Here is a 17968-nt window from a genome sequence, read left to right as displayed (position 1 = left end):
CATGAGGAGCGGGCCTCTTCTCATGTGTGCGTCGCTGGTGCGGCCACACGGGCGCCAGATGGCGGTCGGCGATCACGGGTGGCCGGATGTGGACACCGACCCGGTCAGCCCGAGACACCCGCTGTGAGCAGAGTCCCCCTGGGATGTCGAGGCGCCCTGTGAGCTGAGACGCCCCGCCCACGCCCAAGATGGACAGGGCGTCTTCACGGCGCACCGCTACTTGGCGGCGTCGACGAGGTTGACGATGGCCACCGCGGCGCGGAAGTGCTTGTTGCGGCCGAGATCGCCGATGGTCTTGATGTTGAACGCCTTGGCCAGCGACTCGGCGTCGGCGTCGCTCACCCCGGCGAGCGCGCTCACGGGGGCGGTGGGCAGCTTCTCCAGGTCGTACTTCTCGAATGCCTTGTCGAGCAGCTTGTCGAGATTGGCGTTGATCGTCATGGCGCACCTCCGTGCGGTGATCGGACAGCGGGTCACTGCATCTCCCACGGGGAGGTTTTCAGCCTTGTCGTGATCCGCCCTGGAACGACCCGGCCACCTTTCCTGGTCATGAGAGTGGCTTGCCGAATCTCTGGAACCGGTGCCGGACGACCTCCGGTCACACGGTCAGGGCTTGGCGGACATCGGGTCCGGCCCGCGCGCCGGCAAATCGTTTGAGGCGGGATGGCGCGGACGTGGATGATGGGATCATGGAGTATCGCGAGGCCGACGGCCGCGTTCCAGCCCGCCGGGAAGTCCTGGTGGAGCTGCACGGCTCGCTGGATCGTCGATACCGGCCCGAGGACGTGGCCGACCTGGTGCTGCGGGCCCTGGACGGGAGCGTGTCGCGCCGTGAGCGGGTGCTGCTGGAGCGGGCGGCCAAGCACTCGGCCCGTCGACAGGGCTGGTTCTCCTCGATGTCCGCCGACTACGCCCGGCCGGTCGGCGGTGCCCGGCAGGTCGCCGCCGCCACCCGGCTGTTCGACCGGACCGTGGAGGTCGACCCGGACGATCCGGAGTCGTTGCTCGAGTTCGCCGCGGCCATGGGACGCGACATCCGCTGGACGCCCCAGCGCACCGACTTCCTGGCCGACCGGCTCAACCGCGACGCGCGCGAGACGGCGGGCATGGAGCTGTCCAAACGGCAGTACAACCGTCGTTTCCGGATGCTGCGCCGGATCGCCGCCAAGACCGCCACGCTCGGCATCGAGCAGGACAAGCGTCGCCTGCTCATGGTGGGCGTCACCGGGTTCGGCACCGATATCCCGCTGGAGCGCTTCCTGGCCGACGCCGACGCGGCGTGCTTCGTGGCCTACTTCACAGCCCGGCGTAAGCTGCGCCGGGAGTTCAGCCTGTCGGGGCGGGAGAATCCGTTCGACGAGATCGCCGCGATGCTGCTGGAGCGGTGTACGGCCGACAGCGACTGGTGGCTGATCGCTCAGGTCCGTACCTCCCCGGACGTGCTGGAACGCCTGAGCGAGCAGGAGCGGGGCAGGCTGCTGGGCCAGTGGTCGGCGGTCATGCGCCACAGCGCCGACCTGCTGCGCGAGCGGTGGAACCCGCGCACGGACCGGACAACGATGATCGTACGGCGGGGCGACGACTCCAGCACGTGGAACAACCTCGCCACCGCCTACAACGCGGCCCGTTCCGGCTGGCTGGCGTCTCTGGCCTCGCTCGGCGCGCTCGACCTGCTGGAGGTGGCCTGCCCGGGAAAGGCGATGCGACTGATGGCCGGCGACCTGGTCGCCTGGCACAGCGGTGACGTCGACCCCAATACCGCGGTGTGGGCGGCGTTGCCGCTGCCGTGGGAGGTGCTGGACGGAAGCGCGGACTGCACGCGGACCCAGGTCGAGGCGGCGTGCCGTACGGCGAGGCTGGATCCGGAAAGATCCGGCTGGACGGCGCCCGCGCCCAGGCGCGGCGTGGCCGTCTTCCGGCCGACGCCCGAGCTGGTGCACGGGGTGAGCATCGCCGACCCGGTCTGGGCGGGGCTGCTGCGCCGTGCCGGGGTGTTCAGCGGCAAGCACGTCAAGCCGGAACTGGCCGACGACGCCACGCGCGGGCTGGCCTCCGGGGTGGTGGTCAGCGACCTGCCGATCAAGGACGCCCCATGAATCGAACCCGGTCGCCATTAATCCGTGGTGCCGGTGGAGATGATCGATTAGGTTGAGAGGCGGCCCGCTTGGTTCAGCGGTGGAACGCCTGACTCTTCGTACGGGCGGCCGCCGGTTCGAGCCTGGTCGGCGGTGCCTCGCACGATGGCATGGCCTTGCTGTAGCTCAGTGGTAGAGCGCCCGGCTCTGAGACCGGGTGGACGCCGGTTCGAGCCCGGTCGGCGAGGCCTCCATCGACCTGGCCCGTGAGGAATCGGGCAGAGCCCGCGTCGACGGAATTCCCTGAACTCCTCAAGGTCAGGCGATGTACTCTATTCCGGATTTGGGGCGGGCCGTTGCATATGCGCAGCTCGGCGTTTTCGATTCCTCGGGGGATGCCATGGAGAATGACGGGTTGTCTGCTGTCGTGCGGAGTCTTCTCGTGGCGGTGGAGGACCGCCCAGACGATGTGCCTCTCCGTGTTCATGTCGCGGGCCTGCTCGTCGATCAGGGGGATTCGGTGGCCGCGCTGGCGCACTGCTCCGCCGCTCTGGAACGTGATCCCGGCAACGCCGAGGCGCTTGCCGTCCTTTCCCGGGCGACGGATCGTCTGCGTGGCGTGTCGGCCCCAGCGGAGCCCGCGAAAGCGGCAAAGGCCGAATCGGGAAAGACCAAGTTTGACTGGGACGCCGCGGAGGGCGAGGTAGCAGGCATCGTCCAGCCCGCCCTGATCGAGGATCCCGGGGTTCTTCCGGATGGCGAGGCCGAGCGGCCTGACATGACCTTGTCGGACGTCGGTGGGCTGGAAGAGGTGAAACAGCGCCTGGAGGCATCATTCCTCGTTCCCATGCGCAATCCGGAAATGCGTCGCCTTTATGGCCGTAGCCTTCCTGGTGGCCTCCTGCTGTACGGACCTCCGGGATGCGGCAAGACCTTTCTCGCTCGCGCCATCGCCGGGGAACTGGGGGCGCGCTTCTACGCGGTCTCGATCTCCGACATCCTGGACATGTGGATCGGCTCCAGCGAACGCAACCTGCATGAGATGTTCGAGATCGCCCGCCGCAACGCGCCCTGCGTGCTGTTCTTCGATGAGATCGACGCGCTCGGCCAGAAGCGCACGCATCTGCGGACGAGCACCGCGATGCGCGGGACGGTCAATCAGCTGCTGACCGAGATGGACTCGGTGAAGAGCGCCAACGACGGCGTCTTCATGCTGGGCGCGACCAACCATCCGTGGGACGTGGACACCGCGTTGCTGCGGCCGGGACGGTTCGACCGCCTGCTGCTGGTGGCCCCGCCCGACGATTCCGCGCGCGAGGCCATCCTTCGGTATCACCTGCGTGACCGGCCTCTCGAAGGCATCGAGATCGCCACGCTGGTCCGGCGCAGCGGGCATTTCTCCGGCGCCGATCTGGCCTACCTCTGTGACACCGCGGCCGAGCACGCCATGCTGGACTCGGTCCGTACGAAGGAGGTACGGCCGATCCGGATGGCCGACTTCGATCAGGCGTTCGCCGAGGTGAAATCGTCGATCGGGCCGTGGCTGCAGGACGCCCGCAACGTGGTGATGTTCGCCGACTCCGCCGGCAAGTTCGATGATCTCCTCGCCTACCTCAGGCAGCGGGGCATGGCATGAACGATGGTCAGAAGGCGCTTCTGACCGCACGCAACCTCGTACAGCTGGGGAGATGGCGAGACGCGGCGAAGGCTTTGGGTCCCGCGCTGGCCTCGGAGGACACCGCGTACGAAGCTCTCTGCCTGCGCGCCGTCTGCCTGCTGAACGCCCGCTCCGAACTGAACGAGTTCTGGAGTTCAGAAGCCCACGACGCCGTGAAGGCCGCGCTGCGCCTCGACCCACACGAAGCGTGGGCGCATGGCCTGATGGCCTCCATGCTCCTGGACCGTTACCGGAACGCCGCCGCTCTCCGGGAGGCGACGGAGGCGGCACGACTGGATCCGGCGGGCGTATGGACACTCCGTGTGCTTGCGCAGTGTCAGCTGGCGGTCTTCAGGATCGACGACGCGCGGCGCACGGCCGAGGCGGCGGTCGAAGCCGATCCGCAGGATCCGATCGCCTACCTGACGCTCGCCGACGTGGCGCGCGCTGGAAACGACTGGGCCGGGGCCGAACGCGCGTACCGGGAAGGGCTCCGGCTCGATCCGAACGACGAGAGCCTCGCCCTGGGCCTGGCAGACCTGCTGTTCCTGCTCCGTCGTCCGCTCGAGTCGGCGGCGGTTTATCTCGCGGCCGCCCGGATCAATGCGAGGAGCGCCGCGCTCCCCAAAGCGCTCAGCGAGATCTGGTGGTACCTGAGGATCGCCAGGGACAGCTGGCAGCGGAATCCCCGGTCGATGTCCGCTCCGGCGATCGGCGGCATCACCGAACTGATACGACTCGCATGCTCCCCGCCGATCGACGCGGCCGTACGCGAGCTCCTCGCTGTGACGTCCAGGTCTCGGATCACGGTGGAAAAGTTGCTCGAACGGGCCCTCGACGTGTTCGGCTCGGTCGCCGGGCGCCTTGGCGCGGATCTGTACACAGGCCAGCTATCCGGCGAGCTGAAGAAATTCGATTATCCGATGCCGGAGCCGGTCCCGCCTGCCCAGGATCTGGACTGGAGCGTCCTGGACATGGAGGGCGATCCCATCCCTGATGACGTCTCTCGTTTTCGCCTGGCGGTCTCCACGTTGGAGTATGACGCCGAACTCACAGCCGAATACGGCAGCCAGTTCGACGCGGCGGCCGATGGGAGCGCCGGTCTGCGGGTGCGAGACGGTGATGACGCCGACTTTCACGAGATCATGGTGGAGATCCACGCGGAGACGACCAGACTCGCGACCGCCTATCGTGCCTGCGCCGACGCGCTGTCGGACTTCGCCCGCAGCGTGGAGCTGGCCAGGTCACAGGCATCCGGTGCAAGGATCTGGGCGGGGAGCGCGCACAGGGCGCATGATCAGGCCGTCCAGAACTTCCGTTCCCTGGTTCGGGCGCCGGCTCCGCCGGGCGGTGACTGGCGCGCCTTGGACGAGTTCATGGCCGAAGAGCTCATCCGCGATCTGTCCGATCCGCACAGGAAGGAACGATCCCTCGAGATCGCCCGAGAGGCGCGCGAGTGGGAAGAAGAACGCCAGGAGGCCAAACTTTCCGCCCTCAAGGCGCTCAACATCCGCGCTGAGGCCGAAAACCGCTGCGTTGAGGCGATTCGCTCCGTACTGCCGCCTGATGCCGCACAGCTTGCGGCTGTCGATGAGCGAGACGCCCTCCCAGTTCTGCCGCCGATGGTGGAGAGTCTGCCTGATGCCTCGGAGATCGAGCGATTGCTCGCGGGCTTGGACGGAACCTCCTGAGCTCCTTGCGAGCGCTCGTGCCCGATGATCAGGTGTGGCGCGGCACGTTGATCGGTAGCGTGAACCAGTTCATCGGACCCGGACAGGACGCGGGTCGAAGGGCGTCGGTCATCTCTTCGAACCAGATCACACCGGTGCTCGTCGCCACATCCGCGTCATCTCTCGGCCCGATGAACTGGTCAGGTCCGGTGCCGGCGCGGGTCGAAGTCCTGTCGGTTATCCACTCATAATGGGGCGGTCGCAGGTTCGAGTCCTGCCCGGGGCTTCGGCTTCGGTAGCTCAGCCGGCAGAGCACCTGAACACCGGTGGGCATCCCCACATCCGTGCCGGTTCCCGACCTGATCGCTCGTCAGTCCTGCCGTTGGCGCGGGTCGAATCTGATCGGTTATCTGGCATAACAGGTTCGAGTCCTGTCGGGTCGCTTGCGACCTGAAGCCGGTTGGAATCTCCACATCCGTGCCTGCGGCAGGACTGACGAGCAAGGGGAGCGGGTCGAACGTCGTCATCCGCTCCCCTTTCGCATATCCACATCCGCTCATGCGGGTCGAACTTGGAGGACGCCATGGCGCGTGATCCCCTTGCCGCTGTCTCGACGGTCGCCACGCCGCAGTCTCAGCCCATCCCAGGCCAGACGCAGGTGAAGAACGCTGCGGGCGGCTACGTCTGGTGCGTGTATGCCCTGACAGATCCGCTGACCGGCGCTGTCTTCTATGTCGGCAAGACCATCCGACTGCGGGTCCGGATCCGGGAACACCTGAACGACAGGACTGACAGCAAGAAGGCCCAGAGGATTCGGGCGCTGCGGCTGGCCGGGCTCGCACCAGCCGTGTCGATTCTCGAAGAGGGTACTGGTGACTGGTGCGAAGCTGAGCGGCGATGGATCGCCGAGCATCGCGCTGCGGGCGTGGTTCTCGCAAACCGGACCGATGGCGGCGAGGGGCTCCACGGGGCATCTGCTGAAACCCGGCTGAAGATCTCCCTCGCCCAACGGGCGCGCTGGGTTGGGGGTCGCCGTGAGCAGTCGCTAGCGATCAGTCGGCATCCTGAGCGGCGGCTGGCGATCTCGGAGGCGCTCAAGGGGCGGAAGAAATCACCGGAGCACGTCGCCAACTTGCCCCAGAATCAACGCGGATATGACTGGGCGCCGGACATCCTGGAGCGACGTCGCGAAGTGCTGCTTGAACGGGCAATGCCGGTCGCGCACTCGATGGAGCGCAGTCCTGCACAGCAAGAGCATCTGAAGCGCGTGCAGGAGGCCAACCGAGGTAGGCCGGGCTGGGCTCGCGGGCGTGTTCTCTCCGAAGCCGAGCGCGCCGTACGAAGCGCCGCCCTGACCGGCAAGCCGAAGACGTCAGAACACAAAGAGCGCATTCGCCAGGCTGCCCTGCGCAGGTGGGCACGAACGCGCGCCGCCGCCAATCAATTGCCACCAGACGGTGCTGAGTAGACGCCCTTTAGCGCCGCCAGCTTTAGAGGGAGGACATATCCATGTCCCGCGATCCACTCGCAACGTACTCTACGATCTCGACTCCGCAGACTCGCCCAATCCCCGGTCGCAATGATCAAATCCAGAACAGCGCTGGTGGTTATGTCGTCAGCAAGGATATCTGGGAGCGTGTTGAAGACCTTCATCCTGCTTGGAACATCCGGCGGCACCTACTACGTCGGCGAGGACAAGCTGACTGCGGAGAACGCGGGCGTGCTGTTCCAGGCCATCGCTGAGGACGGACCGCGAGTGGTCGCTCTGCTGACGGAGGTTTCGGCGGCTCGCCCGCCCCGCGCCCCGAAGCAGCGCCCGGCCCTGTTCGCTCTCGCTGCGGCGTACGCGAAGGGCGACGCCGATACCCGCCAGGCCGCGAAGGTGGCGCTGGCGAAGGTGGCGCGTACGACCGACCATCTCGCGCAGTTCTTCGGCTACTACAAGAACCTCGGCGGCAAGGCGACCGGTCGCGGCACCTCGCCTGTGGTGGGCCGGTCGCTGCGGACGGCGCTCGGCTCCTGGTTCCTCACCGGGAGCGCCGACGACGTCGCGTTCAAGGCGTGCAAGGCCGCCCAGCGCCGAACGCCGCAGGGTGAGGCGTTCAGCCTGCGGGACGTGCTGCGGGTGGCCCATCCGGTCGCCGACGACGAGCAGCGCAAGGCGTTGTTCGGGTGGATCGCCGGGAACGTCGCCGACGAGCGGGCTCGCGAAATGCTGCCCGCCGTGGACCGGTTCCTCGCGGCGAAGGCGGTCACGGGCGCCGACGAGGCGATCCGGGTCGTGAACGAGTCGCGGGTGCCGTGGGAGTTCCTGCCGGACGCGATGCTGCGCGAGCCGAAGGTGTGGGAAGCCCTGGTCGACACGGTCGGGATGACCGCGCTCATCCGAAATCTGGCCCGCATGACCCGTCTCGGCACGCTGACGCCGCTCGGTGCGGCCACCCGGCGCGCCGTGGCCCGACTGACGGACCGGGCGGCGCTGCTGCGTGCCCGCATCCACCCGATGGACGCGTGGCTCGCGATGCGCGTCTACGCCTCCGGCCGGGCCCAGCCCAACCCGCGCGCCGACGTCCAGACGTGGACGCCGGTCCCGGCGATCCTGGACGCGTTGGAGCAGACGTACGAGCTGTCCTTCGGCAACGTCGCACCGACCGGGAAGCGGCTGCTGGTCGCCGTGGACTCGTCCGGGTCGATGAGCTGGAGCAACCGCGTCGCCGTTGGCGGGTCGCCGGTCGGGTCGCCGTACGAGGTCGGGTGCGCGCTGGCCGTCATGCTCGCCCGCATGGAGGAGAACGTGCACGTCATCGACGTGGACACCGCCGTGCACGCCTCCAAGGTGACACCGCGCACCAACCTGCGGGAGCTCGCCTCCTGGGAGCCGTCGGGCGGGGGCACCGACCTGTCGCTGCCGTTCACCTGGGCGGCCAAGGAGCGGATGAACGTGGACGGGATCATCGTCTTCACCGACAACGAGACGTGGGCCGGCCGCTCCCACCCGACGCAGGCGCTCGATGGCTACCGCCGGCAGATCAACCGGGACGCCCGCGTGGTGGTCGTGGCGATGACCGCCGCCGGTTACTCGATCGGCGAGCCCAGGGACGCGGGTGTGCTCAACGTCGCCGGGTTGGACGCGTCCCTGCCGCTGATCGTCAACGGCTTCGTACGCTGACCGGATCCTGAAAGCTTCGCGCCGCTGACCGATCCTGAGAGCGCCGATCAGAATCGCCGCTCAGGCTCGCGGTCGGAGCGGTCGGAGCTGTGGGGGCGGTGGGAGCGGTCGGCAGGCTCGGTGGGTTCGGCGGGCTCGTTTCTGGGCGGCGGGCGGTGCGTGACGTCGGGGTCGGCCGGGAGGCGGACGGTGAACACCGCGCCGGCTCCCAGCCGCCCGTCCGCCGTGATCGTGCCGCCGTGCCCGTCCACCACCTCCCGTACGAGGGCCAGCCCCAGCCCGAATCCCTGGCCGACGAACCGGGTGAACACTCGCTCGGAGTCGGCCGGATCCAGGCCCACCCCGTCGTCCCGCACCGTGAGCTCCACCACCTCCGGGCCGCCGACGACCGTCATCCAGATGTGCCCGCCCGCACTCGTGTGGCCGAGCGCGTTGTCCAGCAGGGCGGAGATCACCCGGCGGAGCGCCGACTGCGCCCCGCGCACGGTGTGGGCGTCGAGGCCCTGGCGGTGTACCTCGATCCTCACGCCGCGCGCCGCCGCGCGGGCCGCCTCGGCCACGGCCAGTTCCTCGGCCAGCGCCGCCAGGTCCACGGCTACGAACGGCCGGCGCAGCTGCCTGAACTGGGCCGACACCAGCAGGTCCTCGACCACCTCGCCCAGCTGGCGGCTGCCGGTGACCAGCTGGTCGGCCTCGTCGATGACCAGGATCGGGTCGGTGCCGCGCCGCAGCTGGCGGGCCACGAGCTGGGCGCGGGTGTGCAGACGGGTCAGCGGGGTGCGTAGCTCGTGGCTGACGTCGGCGGCGAACCTGCGCTGGCGGGCCAGGGCCTCGCCCAGTGGCGCGATCGCCCGGCGGGCGAGGACCTGGCCGATCAGCAGGGCGGCCAGCAGCCCGGCGAGCTCGGCGGCGGCGATCGTGCGCAGCAGGCGTTGCCGTTCGGCGGCCTGGTAGCGAAGGTCGATCGCCGCCTGGGTCGCCACGTCACCGCGCCGCTCAGTGCGTACGAGATAGCTCTGCCCGGCCAGCTCTGCCCGGGTGACCTGCGGTTCGCCGCCGGCGGCGGCCAGATACAGCGCGGTGCGCAGGGGGAGCGCCGCCGGTGCGCCGGGAGAGGCCTGTACGGTGCCGTCGCGCAGTTCGAACAGCCAGACGCAGGGGGGCGGGTGGGCGATGGAGCCGTGTTGCGTCGCGGCGGCCAGGTCACGCCGTGCGGAGGCGCTCTGGTCGCTCACGGTGACGCAGTAGACCATCACCCCGAAGAGCGCGAGCACCACCGAGATCGCGCCCGCCACCTGCACGGTGACCCGCCGGCGGGCCCGGTTCAGCAGGCGTCGCTCCGGATCGTCCAGGGTGTCCCGGCGGCGACCCCGGAGCGGCGGGCGTCGCTCCGGATCGGACACGGTGTCCCGGCGGCGACCCCGGAGGAGCGGGCGTCGCTCCGGATCGGCGGCCGGCTGCTCCCTCACAGCTCACCCAGGCGGTAGCCCACGCCTCGTACGGTGCTGACGATGCCCGCCCCCAGCTTGCCGCGCAGGTAGTAGACGTAGGTGTCCACGATCGCATCGGTGCGGGCGCCGTCGAAGACCCGCTGTCGCAGTGAGGCGCGTGTGTGCACCTGCCGCGGCCGGATCGCCAGCGCGTGCAGCAGCCGCGCCTCTTGGCCGGACAGGGTCACCTGCTCGCCGGTCGGCAGCCGTACGGTGTGGGCCTCCGGATCCAGCCAGCCCGCGCCGACGGGCAGCAGCCCGGCCTGGTCGAGGTTCCTGCGGTGCAGCGCCCGTACCCTGGCCAGCAGCTCGTCGATCTCGAACGGCTTGACCAGGTAGTCCTCGGCGCCCGCGTCGAGCCCGGTGACCCGGTCGGCGACCGTGCCGAAGGCGGACAGGACGAGCACCGGCACGGTGACGGCCTGCCTGCGCAGCCGCCGCAGCAGGTCGATGCCGTCGACCACCGGCAGACCCCGGTCGACGATCATGGCGTCGTAGGCGCGGCTCAGGCCCAGGTGCAGGCCACGCTGCCCCTCCAGGGCCAGGTCGACCGTGTAGCCCTCGTCGGTGAACAGGTTCACCAACATGCCCCCGAGCTCGCGGTCATCCTCCACGAGCAGCAGCCGACGGGCGGGGGAGCCGGCTGTACTCGATGTCCCAGCCACGGATCAACCGTTGCATCACCGCCGCAGAATTACCAGGGTCCCGACAAGTGTTGACATTTCAGGAAATGGTGGGCCGGGCGGCGGCTGTCTGCTCCTCCAGAGGGCGGGGCTGTTCGGGGTCGGTTCTCCTGGCCTGCTCGAGGCGTTCGGGCAGCGCCAGTTTGTAGAGCGGCAGGGCGCCCGCGGTCGTGATGATGGCCACGAGCACCAGCATGGCGAACAGCTCCGGCGTGATCATGCCCTGAGCCAGGCCGATGTTGATGAAGATGAGGATCATCAGCCCTCTGGCGTTCATGAGCGCGCCCACCGCGTACGACTCGCGCCAGTTGAAGCCCATCGCCCTCATCGACAGCGAGCAGCCGAAGTACTTCCCGCTGAAGCCCGCCACCAGGATCAGCGCGAAGGCCAGCAGCATGGCGCCCCCGGCGATGCCGTTGAGATGGGTGTTCAGCCCCGAGAAGGTGAAGAAGACCGGTAGCAGCAGCGTCGAGACGACGTCCATCATGCGGCCGTGCAGCACCTGACGGAACGCCGGATCGCGGGGCATGGTCAGTCCGGCGAGGAAGCCGCCGAAAACCGAGTACACACCGATCCAGTCGGTGAGCCAGCCCGCTGTGAGCGGTACGAGGATGACGACGTACATGGCGCCGGGGCCGAGCCGGCCGGTTCGCGCGAGACCGCGGCCCAGCGGACGCAGCAGCCGGGCGACCACTGTCAGCATCACCAGCGCGAAGATCGTGGCCAGGCCGATGGTGCGCAGGGCGCCGCCGGGGCCCGAGCCGAGGTGGACCGCCGACAGCACCGCGAGGATGCACCACGCCAGGGCGTCGTCGATGGAGGCCGCGATCAGCGTGAGCCGGCCGAGCGGGGAGTTCTCCAGCTTCCGCTCGTACAGGATTCTGGCCAGCATGGGGAAGGCGGTCAGCGACAGCGCGCCCCCGACGAACAGGGCGAACTCCCACCGGCTGACGTCCGGGCGGGAGAGCACGTCCCACAGGAGCAGGCCGGTGCAGGAGCCCAGGAGCAGGGAGGGCAGGATGCCCGAGACGGCCAGGAGCGAGCCCCGGCGGACCTCGCCCGGCGAGCGCGCGCTGTGGTCCAGCCCGGCGCCGACCAGGAACATGTACAGCGTCAGCCCGATGGTGCTGAGCACATACAGGACCGGCCGGACCTCCTTGGGGAACAGGGCGGCCTGGGCCTCCGGGAACAGCCAGCCGAACAGGGTCGGGCCGAGCAGGACGCCGGCCACCATCTCGCCGAGGACCCGCGGCTGCATGACCATCAGCGCCAGCCGGCCGCACACGCCCGCGGTCAGCAGGATGACGACCAGGGCGGGCAGCACCTTGAGGATCAGTTCGAGGTTCGGGTCACCGGCGGCGACCAGGGCCATCGTGGGCATACCATTCCTCCGCTCGTAATCCGGACGATCAGGACAATCGGGACGATCGGTTGGGTGGCGGGTCGGTTGGGGCGGTCAGCGGGTGATCGGCTGGGCGGGACGGTCAGTGGGCGACCGGCTGGCCGTCGTCCGCGAAGTGGCGCTCGCACAGCCGCTGCCTGCGCGCGTCCCAGACCATGTACGTGCCGAGGACGAGCTGGACGAGGCTGCGCCAGACGTCCTCCCAGCGGTCCCTGAACCGCACGAACAGCAGCAGCGGCCGGTGGGCGGCAATCCTGCGGGCGTAGCGCGGGGTGAGCAGGCACGGTCCCCGGTTGGGCAGGGACCGGGTGTGGGAGGCGGTGGAGTCCAGGGCGTACAGGCGCAGGATCTCCTCCGCCGCGACCCGCATGGCGATCGGCGCCAGCCGCCAGGCCGGGCACGGCCGATTGGCGGCGATGCCGAACGGGATGTGGTTGAGCTCACGGACCGCGGTCCGGTGGGGGCGGGGGTGGGCCGGGTCGAAGCGGCTGGGGTCGAAGTGGTCAGGGTCGGTGAAGCCCGCGCGGTGGAACTCCGGGTAGTTGAAGCACAGCACCGAGCCCGCCGGGATCACCGTGCGCTCGTCCAGCGGGATGTCGCCGGTGGTGACGCGATGGGCGATGCCGAAGAGCGGGTAGAGCCGCAGCGTCTCCGCGATCACCTGGTCCAGGTAGCGCGGACCGCCTGTCAACGCCCTGGCCTGTACGTCCGGGTGCTGGGCGAGGACCATCAGCAGGTGGGCCATGGCCTCCGACAGCTGGACCACCGCGGTGTTGAAGAAGGCCCCTTGCAGGTAGAGCGCCTGCTCCCGGGCCGACAACCCGTCGGGGAGCGGCTGGCGCACCAGGGGCAGCCGGTCCATGAGATACCGGGTCAGCCGGTCGCGCCGGTCCATGTGCCGCAGCCCGCAGCACTTGAGCGAGGTGACGACGTCGTTCGCGTTGCCGGCGATCAGGTCGCGGGCCGTGCGCGGGCATGGCCTGCCGAAGACCAGCTCGTACGAGAACTCCGCCCAGAGCGGCATCATCAGGTCGCGCAGCCGGACCAGCCCGCCCGCCTCCCGCAGCGTTCGGGTGACGCAGCGGCGGGTCAGCTCCTCCGCTTCCGTACGCGGGATGGAGAGAAAGCCGCGGGTGGCCCGGGCGACGGCGTCATACCGTTCGCCCGCTTCCAGGTGTTCCTGGTGCATCTCGGGGCCGGGCGCCAGCCAGTACCAGAACAGGTCCGACAGTGCGGCGCCCTTGCTCCGGCCAGCGGCCGCCGGATGGGAGTAGACCTCCTTGAACCGCTCGATCCCCACCAGATCGCCGGGCACCGGAATGCCTTCGTCCCCGTTGACCCGGTTGAAGACCCGTACGCGCAGTGCCACGACCCGGCCCGGCAGCCACCACGGCAGGCTCAGGACCGCGACGACGGCGACCGCCGCGGCCACTGCGGCCAAAGCCCCCGTAAAAGCCCCCGTCAAAACCCCGGTCACCACGGCCGTCGCACCATCCCAGGTTCGAGCTCGTCGATCGACGCGCAGCCGCACAGGGTGAGCGCCCGCTCGACCTCCGTACGCAGCAGGCTGAGCATCCGCCCCGCGCCCCGCTCCCCGTCCGCCGCCAGCCCCCAGATCACCGGGCGGCCCACCGCGACCGCGGCGGCACCCAGCGCCAACGCCTTCAGCACGTCGGTGCCGCGCCGCACACCCCCGTCCAGCAGCACCGGGACGGTTCCGCCGACGGCGGCCACGATGTCCGGCAGCAGGTCGACGGCGGCCGGGACCGTGTCGAGCTGCCGGCCGCCGTGGTTGGAGACCACCAGCGCGGAGACGCCGTGGTCGAGCGCCAGGCGTACGTCGGCGGGATGGGCGACGCCCTTGAGCGCGATCGGCAGCGCGGTCATCTCCCTGAGCCGGTCGAGGTGCGCCCAGGAGATCTCCGGTGACATGACGATCGGCCGCACCCGCGCGCCGTCGCGCAGGTTCTCGCAGCACAGGCCCTCGGGCAGGTCGTGGAAGCCGTTGCGCCGGTCCCGGGGCCGCGCTCCCAGGGTGGGGGAGTCCACCGTGACGACCAGCGCCGTGCAGCCGGCCGCCTCGGCCCGCCGGACGATGGTCTCGGTGAAGGCCAGGTCCGGCTGGATGTAGAGCTGGAACCAGAGCTTGGCCCCCGGCGCCGCCGCGGCCACGTCCTCGACGGCGACCGTGGACGCCATGGAGACGATCATGATCGTCTCGGCGGTGGCGGCGGCCCGCGCTGTGGCCCGCTCGCCCTCGGGGTCGGCCAGCCGGTGGAACGCGGTCGGCGCCACCAGCACGGGCATGGCCGCGCGGCTGCCCAGCAGGGTGACGCCGAGCTGGAGCTTCCCGGCGCCGCGCAGCACCCGGGGCACCAGCGCCAGCCGGTCGAACGCCGCCTCGTTGGCCCGCAGCGTGACCTCGTCACCGGCCCCGCCGGCGAAGTAGTCGTAGTGCGCGGGGTCGAGACGCGCGCGGGCGGCGGCTTCGAACTCACCGAGCGTGTCCATACCGCCGTTCTCGAAATCGCCGGGCGTGTCCATTTCGCCGGCCTCGAACTCGCCCGGCGTCTCCATCACGCCGGCACCGAGGCGGCCTGGCGGGCGAAGAAGGCTCGCAGCGGCGCGACGTGCACCTCCGGGGAGGTCCAGTCGTTCTCCAGGTTCTCGGTGATGTGGTGGACGGCGGCCGGGGCGCCGGGCCGGTGATGCCGGACCACCGGATGCAGGTAGTGGCCCTCGTGGGCGCGGGCGGAGTCGCTCTGCCGGATCCGGCCGACCGCGATGTCGAAGGGGTCGACCTTGTCGTGTTCCGGCCCGTACTCCAGGGTGATCGCGAAGTGGCCGGCGTCGCCGATCGGCGAGCCCTCCAGATCGACCGGTAACTCCTCCAGGTAGCGGGCCCCGCCCCGGCCGTCGGGGACGATGACGTCGGCCAGCAGCCCGAACTGCTGCCACAGCGCCGAGGAGTGGTTGACCCGGTCGAGCACCGCCGCGGCCATGGCCTCCGGCTCTGCCGCGAGGTCGCGGCCGGGCCACGGTACGTCGTGGTACCTGTGCTCCAGGACGCGGTGCAGCGAGCGCGTGCCGTACCTGAAGCCGTGGATGAACCCGCTGGTGCCGCGCTTGAAGTCGCGGGACTGCGTCAGCGTCCCGGCGAAGTAGAGGCCGGGCACACTGACCGACTCGTAGGCGGGGGTGAGCGCCGGGAACCGGTCCTGGATCATCAGCTCCGGACGGCACCCGTCGTCGAAGATCGAGGCGTCGAACCGGAAGCCGGTGCAGACGATCACCCGGTCGTACGGGATGTCCTTGGTGACCTCGTCGGCGCGGGCGAAGCTCACCGCCACCAGGTACGAGCCGTCGGCCTGCTGCTCGATCCGCTTGACGGAGCCGTCCAGCACCGCGTTCTGGGACTTGAGCTGGTAGGTGTCGAGGAAGTTGTTGTTGACCGCGCGCAGATGGCCGACGAAGTGAGTGCGCCACGCCATCCGTACGGAGTTCGGGCCCGCGACGTGGATCACCGCGGCGGTCTCGACCAGGTTGTCCGCCGTCTCGAAGGCCGAGTTGCCCTTGCCGATGACGAGCACCCGCTGGTTCACGTAATCGGCCGGGTCGGTGGCGACCGTGCCGTAGGGCTCGGCGGTCTCGATGCCCGGTATCTCCGGGATGTTGGGCCGGCTGACCCCGGTCGCCACGATCAGGCGCTTCGCCTCGTACGTCCGGCCGTGCTCGTCGGTCACCCGGAAAGGGCCCACAGCGGGTGCGCGGGTGATGTGGACGGCGCGGGCGTCATGGACGATCCGCAGGCCGCACGCGGCGGCGTAGTCGGCGAGGTAGCGGACCATGTCGTCGGCGGCGGGGAAGTAGCGGTCGCTGTAGCGGGTGAACAGCAGGTCCGGGTCGTCCGACAGCAGGGAGTTCCAGTCCATCCGGAGGTTGAGCTCCGGGTCGGAGGTTCCGTTGTACCTCTTGTTGATCGAGATGAGCGTGCGATGGCGCGGGAAGGTGCGGAAGAACGTGCCCGGCGTGGGACCGGCTTCCAGGATCAGGTACGACCGGCCCGCCTTTTCGAGGAAATATCCCAGTTGCAGCCCCGCCGGGCCGGCGCCGATCACCAGGTAGTCGAGGGCGTTGTCCGGCACGTAGGCCTCCGTCACAGCGATGTCATGAAACGAGCGATGTCATGAAACGGACGACCTCAGTGTTGGCGGGCGATTCTCAGAGAATGCTCAGAGCATCCGCCCGCCGGGCCGGTCCAGCAGGGCGCGCTTGTCCGGTTTGCCGCTGGCGGCGACCGGGACGGCCGACACCACCGTGATCGTCCGGGGCACGCTGTCGTCGCCGAGTTCGGCGCGTACCAGGGCGGTCAGCGCGTCGCGGTCCGGGGTCCGCCCGGTGGCGGGCACCACGAAGGCGTGTACGGCCTCGCCGGTCAGCTCGTCCGGCGCCCCGGCCACGTACGCCTCGTCCACGTCGGGATGGGCGGCCAGCACCCGCTCGATCGGACCCGCGTACACCACCATCGCGTTCACCATGATCACATCCCGGGTCCGGCCGACCAGGTACAGGAAGCCGTCCTCGTCCACGTATCCCAGGTCGCGGGTGCGCAGCCGGCCGTCCCGCAGCGTGTCGCGGCTCTCCTCCGGCTGCCCCCAGTAGCCGGACATCAGGTACGGGCTGCGTACGTGGATCTCGCCGGTCTCTCCCGCGGCCACCTCCCGGTCCGCCTCGTCCCGGACACTGATCTCGACCCCTGGATGCGGCCGGCCCACCGAGGCCACGTTGCCCCGGGCGATGTCGGCGGGCGTGAGCATCGCGATGTTGCCCGCCTCGGTCTGGCCGTAGCCCTGGTAGACGACCGGGCCGAGCCGTTCCACCGCCGCCGCCAGCCGGGACGGGCTGAGCGGAGACCCGGAGACCATCAGCGCGCGCAGGCTGCCGACGTCGACCTGGTCATCCTTGAGCAGCCGGAGCATCTGGTACAGCCTGGGCACGGTGATGATGGAGCCGGTGATCCGGTGGCGCTCGATCGCGTACGGGAAGACCGGCCGCCCGTCGTCCTCCGGGATCACCGCCGTCCCGCCGCCCAGCAGGCACGGCGCCAGGAACTCCATGACGACCATGCTGGCCAGGGTGCCGAACAGCAGGTAGCGCCCGAACGACTCGGCGAGCGCCACCGCGACCGGGCCCCACACGCGGGGCTGCCACGCCCAGTGCTCGCTCAGCGCGCGGTAGGTGATCGCGCAGCCCTTGGGCCGACCGGTGCTGCCGCTGGTGAAGGTCAGGGCGGCCACGTCGTCCGGACGCGCCGTGACGGCGAGGGGGCGGCCGTCGTCGGCGCGCGCCAGCAACTCCGCCAAGGACAGGACAGGAAGCGGCCCCTCGGGCACCGCGCTCGACCGGTCGGCCGGCACAGGTACCGCGCTGAACCGGTCGAGTGGCCCCTCAGGCATCGCGCTCGACCCGCCGACCAGCGTGGGAAGCGACCCGTCGACCATCAGGACGTCGACCCCCATCCCCAGCACGTGGGCGAGCTGCGCGGCCGGGTAACCGGGCCGGACGCCCACGACGCGGCAGCCCAGCGCGTGCGCGGCCATGTGCGCGGCGAACGCCTCCGGCGAGACGGCGGTCCGGATGGCGACACCCCGGCCGGGCCCGAGCCCGGCATCGGCCAGCGCGCCGGCCAGCCTACGGATCATCTCCAGCAGCTCACCCCGTGAGACGGTCCGGGACCCGTGCTCGAACGCCACGCCGCCGGGCGAGTCCCGCAGCGCGTCGAGAAGGGGATGCGGGAACAGCATGGTCGGCTCCTCACCATT

General features: G+C 69.9%; 13 protein-coding genes and 1 tRNA gene. 6 read left to right on the top strand and 8 right to left on the bottom strand.

Annotated elements, in window-relative coordinates; translation table 11 throughout:
* Positions 1 to 216 precede the first annotated feature (216 nt).
* Entirely contained in the window at positions 217 to 441 is a 225-nt protein-coding gene (locus AB0J16_RS31990; RefSeq protein ID WP_358546041.1) for a hypothetical protein, read from the bottom strand.
* A 248-nt stretch (positions 442 to 689) separates the two neighbouring features.
* Between AB0J16_RS31990 and AB0J16_RS31985 the strand changes: the two genes are divergently transcribed.
* The 6 genes from AB0J16_RS31985 (at position 690) to AB0J16_RS31960 (ending at position 8571) form a co-directional block, all read left to right on the top strand.
* Positions 690 to 2096, top strand: coding sequence for a hypothetical protein (locus AB0J16_RS31985; RefSeq protein ID WP_358546038.1), 1407 nt, complete (start codon positions 690 to 692; stop codon positions 2094 to 2096).
* Positions 2097 to 2247: 151 nt separating this feature from the next.
* Positions 2248 to 2329, top strand: a tRNA-Gln gene (locus AB0J16_RS31980).
* A 71-nt stretch (positions 2330 to 2400) separates the two neighbouring features.
* Complete coding sequence (locus tag AB0J16_RS31975) at positions 2401 to 3711, top strand: AAA family ATPase (RefSeq protein ID WP_358546036.1); 1311 nt, start codon at positions 2401 to 2403, stop codon at positions 3709 to 3711.
* The gene (locus AB0J16_RS31970) at positions 3708 to 5423 is read left to right on the top strand and encodes a tetratricopeptide repeat protein (protein WP_358546033.1); all 1716 of its coding nucleotides are present in this window, start codon (positions 3708 to 3710) and stop codon (positions 5421 to 5423) included. Before AB0J16_RS31975 ends, AB0J16_RS31970 begins: the two co-directional genes overlap by 4 nt.
* 562 nt (positions 5424 to 5985) lie before the next feature.
* Entirely contained in the window at positions 5986 to 6870 is an 885-nt protein-coding gene (locus tag AB0J16_RS31965) for a GIY-YIG nuclease family protein (protein WP_358546031.1), read from the top strand.
* Positions 6871 to 7038: 168 nt separating this feature from the next.
* Positions 7039 to 8571 (top strand): TROVE domain-containing protein, encoded by a 1533-nt coding sequence (locus AB0J16_RS31960; RefSeq protein WP_358546029.1) that lies wholly within the window; start codon positions 7039 to 7041, stop codon positions 8569 to 8571.
* A gap of 47 nt (positions 8572 to 8618) precedes the next feature.
* On the opposite strand, the gene AB0J16_RS31955 is transcribed toward AB0J16_RS31960, so the two are convergent.
* From AB0J16_RS31955 to AB0J16_RS31925, 7 genes are all read right to left on the bottom strand, one after another.
* Positions 8619 to 10040 (bottom strand): HAMP domain-containing sensor histidine kinase, encoded by a 1422-nt coding sequence (locus AB0J16_RS31955; protein ID WP_358546026.1) that lies wholly within the window; start codon positions 10038 to 10040, stop codon positions 8619 to 8621.
* Positions 10037 to 10726, bottom strand: a complete 690-nt coding sequence (locus AB0J16_RS31950) for a response regulator transcription factor (protein WP_358546024.1) — start codon at positions 10724 to 10726, stop codon at positions 10037 to 10039. The genes AB0J16_RS31955 and AB0J16_RS31950 overlap by 4 nt, the downstream gene beginning before the upstream one ends.
* Positions 10727 to 10784: 58 nt before the next feature.
* Complete coding sequence (locus tag AB0J16_RS31945) at positions 10785 to 12125, bottom strand: cation:proton antiporter (protein WP_358546021.1); 1341 nt, start codon at positions 12123 to 12125, stop codon at positions 10785 to 10787.
* Positions 12126 to 12228: 103 nt separating this feature from the next.
* Positions 12229 to 13578: a cytochrome P450 gene (locus tag AB0J16_RS31940; protein ID WP_358546400.1), complete on the bottom strand. Its 1350-nt coding sequence runs from the start codon at positions 13576 to 13578 to the stop codon at positions 12229 to 12231.
* Positions 13579 to 13619: 41 nt separating this feature from the next.
* Positions 13620 to 14723 carry an alpha-hydroxy acid oxidase gene (locus AB0J16_RS31935; RefSeq protein ID WP_358546397.1) on the bottom strand — a complete coding sequence of 368 codons (1104 nt, stop codon included), beginning with the start codon at positions 14721 to 14723 and terminating at the stop codon, positions 13620 to 13622.
* Complete coding sequence (locus AB0J16_RS31930) at positions 14723 to 16306, bottom strand: NAD(P)-binding domain-containing protein (RefSeq protein WP_358546018.1); 1584 nt, start codon at positions 16304 to 16306, stop codon at positions 14723 to 14725. The genes AB0J16_RS31935 and AB0J16_RS31930 overlap by 1 nt, the downstream gene beginning before the upstream one ends.
* 72 nt (positions 16307 to 16378) lie before the next feature.
* Positions 16379 to 17950 carry a fatty acid--CoA ligase family protein gene (locus tag AB0J16_RS31925; protein ID WP_358546016.1) on the bottom strand — a complete coding sequence of 524 codons (1572 nt, stop codon included), beginning with the start codon at positions 17948 to 17950 and terminating at the stop codon, positions 16379 to 16381.
* Positions 17951 to 17968 lie beyond the last annotated feature (18 nt).

The sequence above is a fragment of the Nonomuraea sp. NPDC049750 genome (genome assembly GCF_040659625.1).
Classification (GTDB): domain Bacteria; phylum Actinomycetota; class Actinomycetes; order Streptosporangiales; family Streptosporangiaceae; genus Nonomuraea.
The sequence above is the reverse complement of the archived record's forward strand: the minus strand, read 5'-3'. Positions and strand labels throughout refer to the sequence as shown.

Coding starts and splice junctions, on each gene's coding strand:
- AB0J16_RS31990 (WP_358546041.1), bottom strand. CDS start 441: ATGACGATCAACGCCAATCTCGACAAGCTGCTCGACAAGGCATTCGAG.
- AB0J16_RS31985 (WP_358546038.1), top strand. CDS start 690: ATGGAGTATCGCGAGGCCGACGGCCGCGTTCCAGCCCGCCGGGAAGTC.
- AB0J16_RS31975 (WP_358546036.1), top strand. CDS start 2,401: ATGTACTCTATTCCGGATTTGGGGCGGGCCGTTGCATATGCGCAGCTC.
- AB0J16_RS31970 (WP_358546033.1), top strand. CDS start 3,708: ATGAACGATGGTCAGAAGGCGCTTCTGACCGCACGCAACCTCGTACAG.
- AB0J16_RS31965 (WP_358546031.1), top strand. CDS start 5,986: ATGGCGCGTGATCCCCTTGCCGCTGTCTCGACGGTCGCCACGCCGCAG.
- AB0J16_RS31945 (WP_358546021.1), bottom strand. CDS start 12,125: ATGCCCACGATGGCCCTGGTCGCCGCCGGTGACCCGAACCTCGAACTG.
- AB0J16_RS31935 (WP_358546397.1), bottom strand. CDS start 14,723: ATGGAGACGCCGGGCGAGTTCGAGGCCGGCGAAATGGACACGCCCGGC.
- AB0J16_RS31925 (WP_358546016.1), bottom strand. CDS start 17,950: ATGCTGTTCCCGCATCCCCTTCTCGACGCGCTGCGGGACTCGCCCGGC.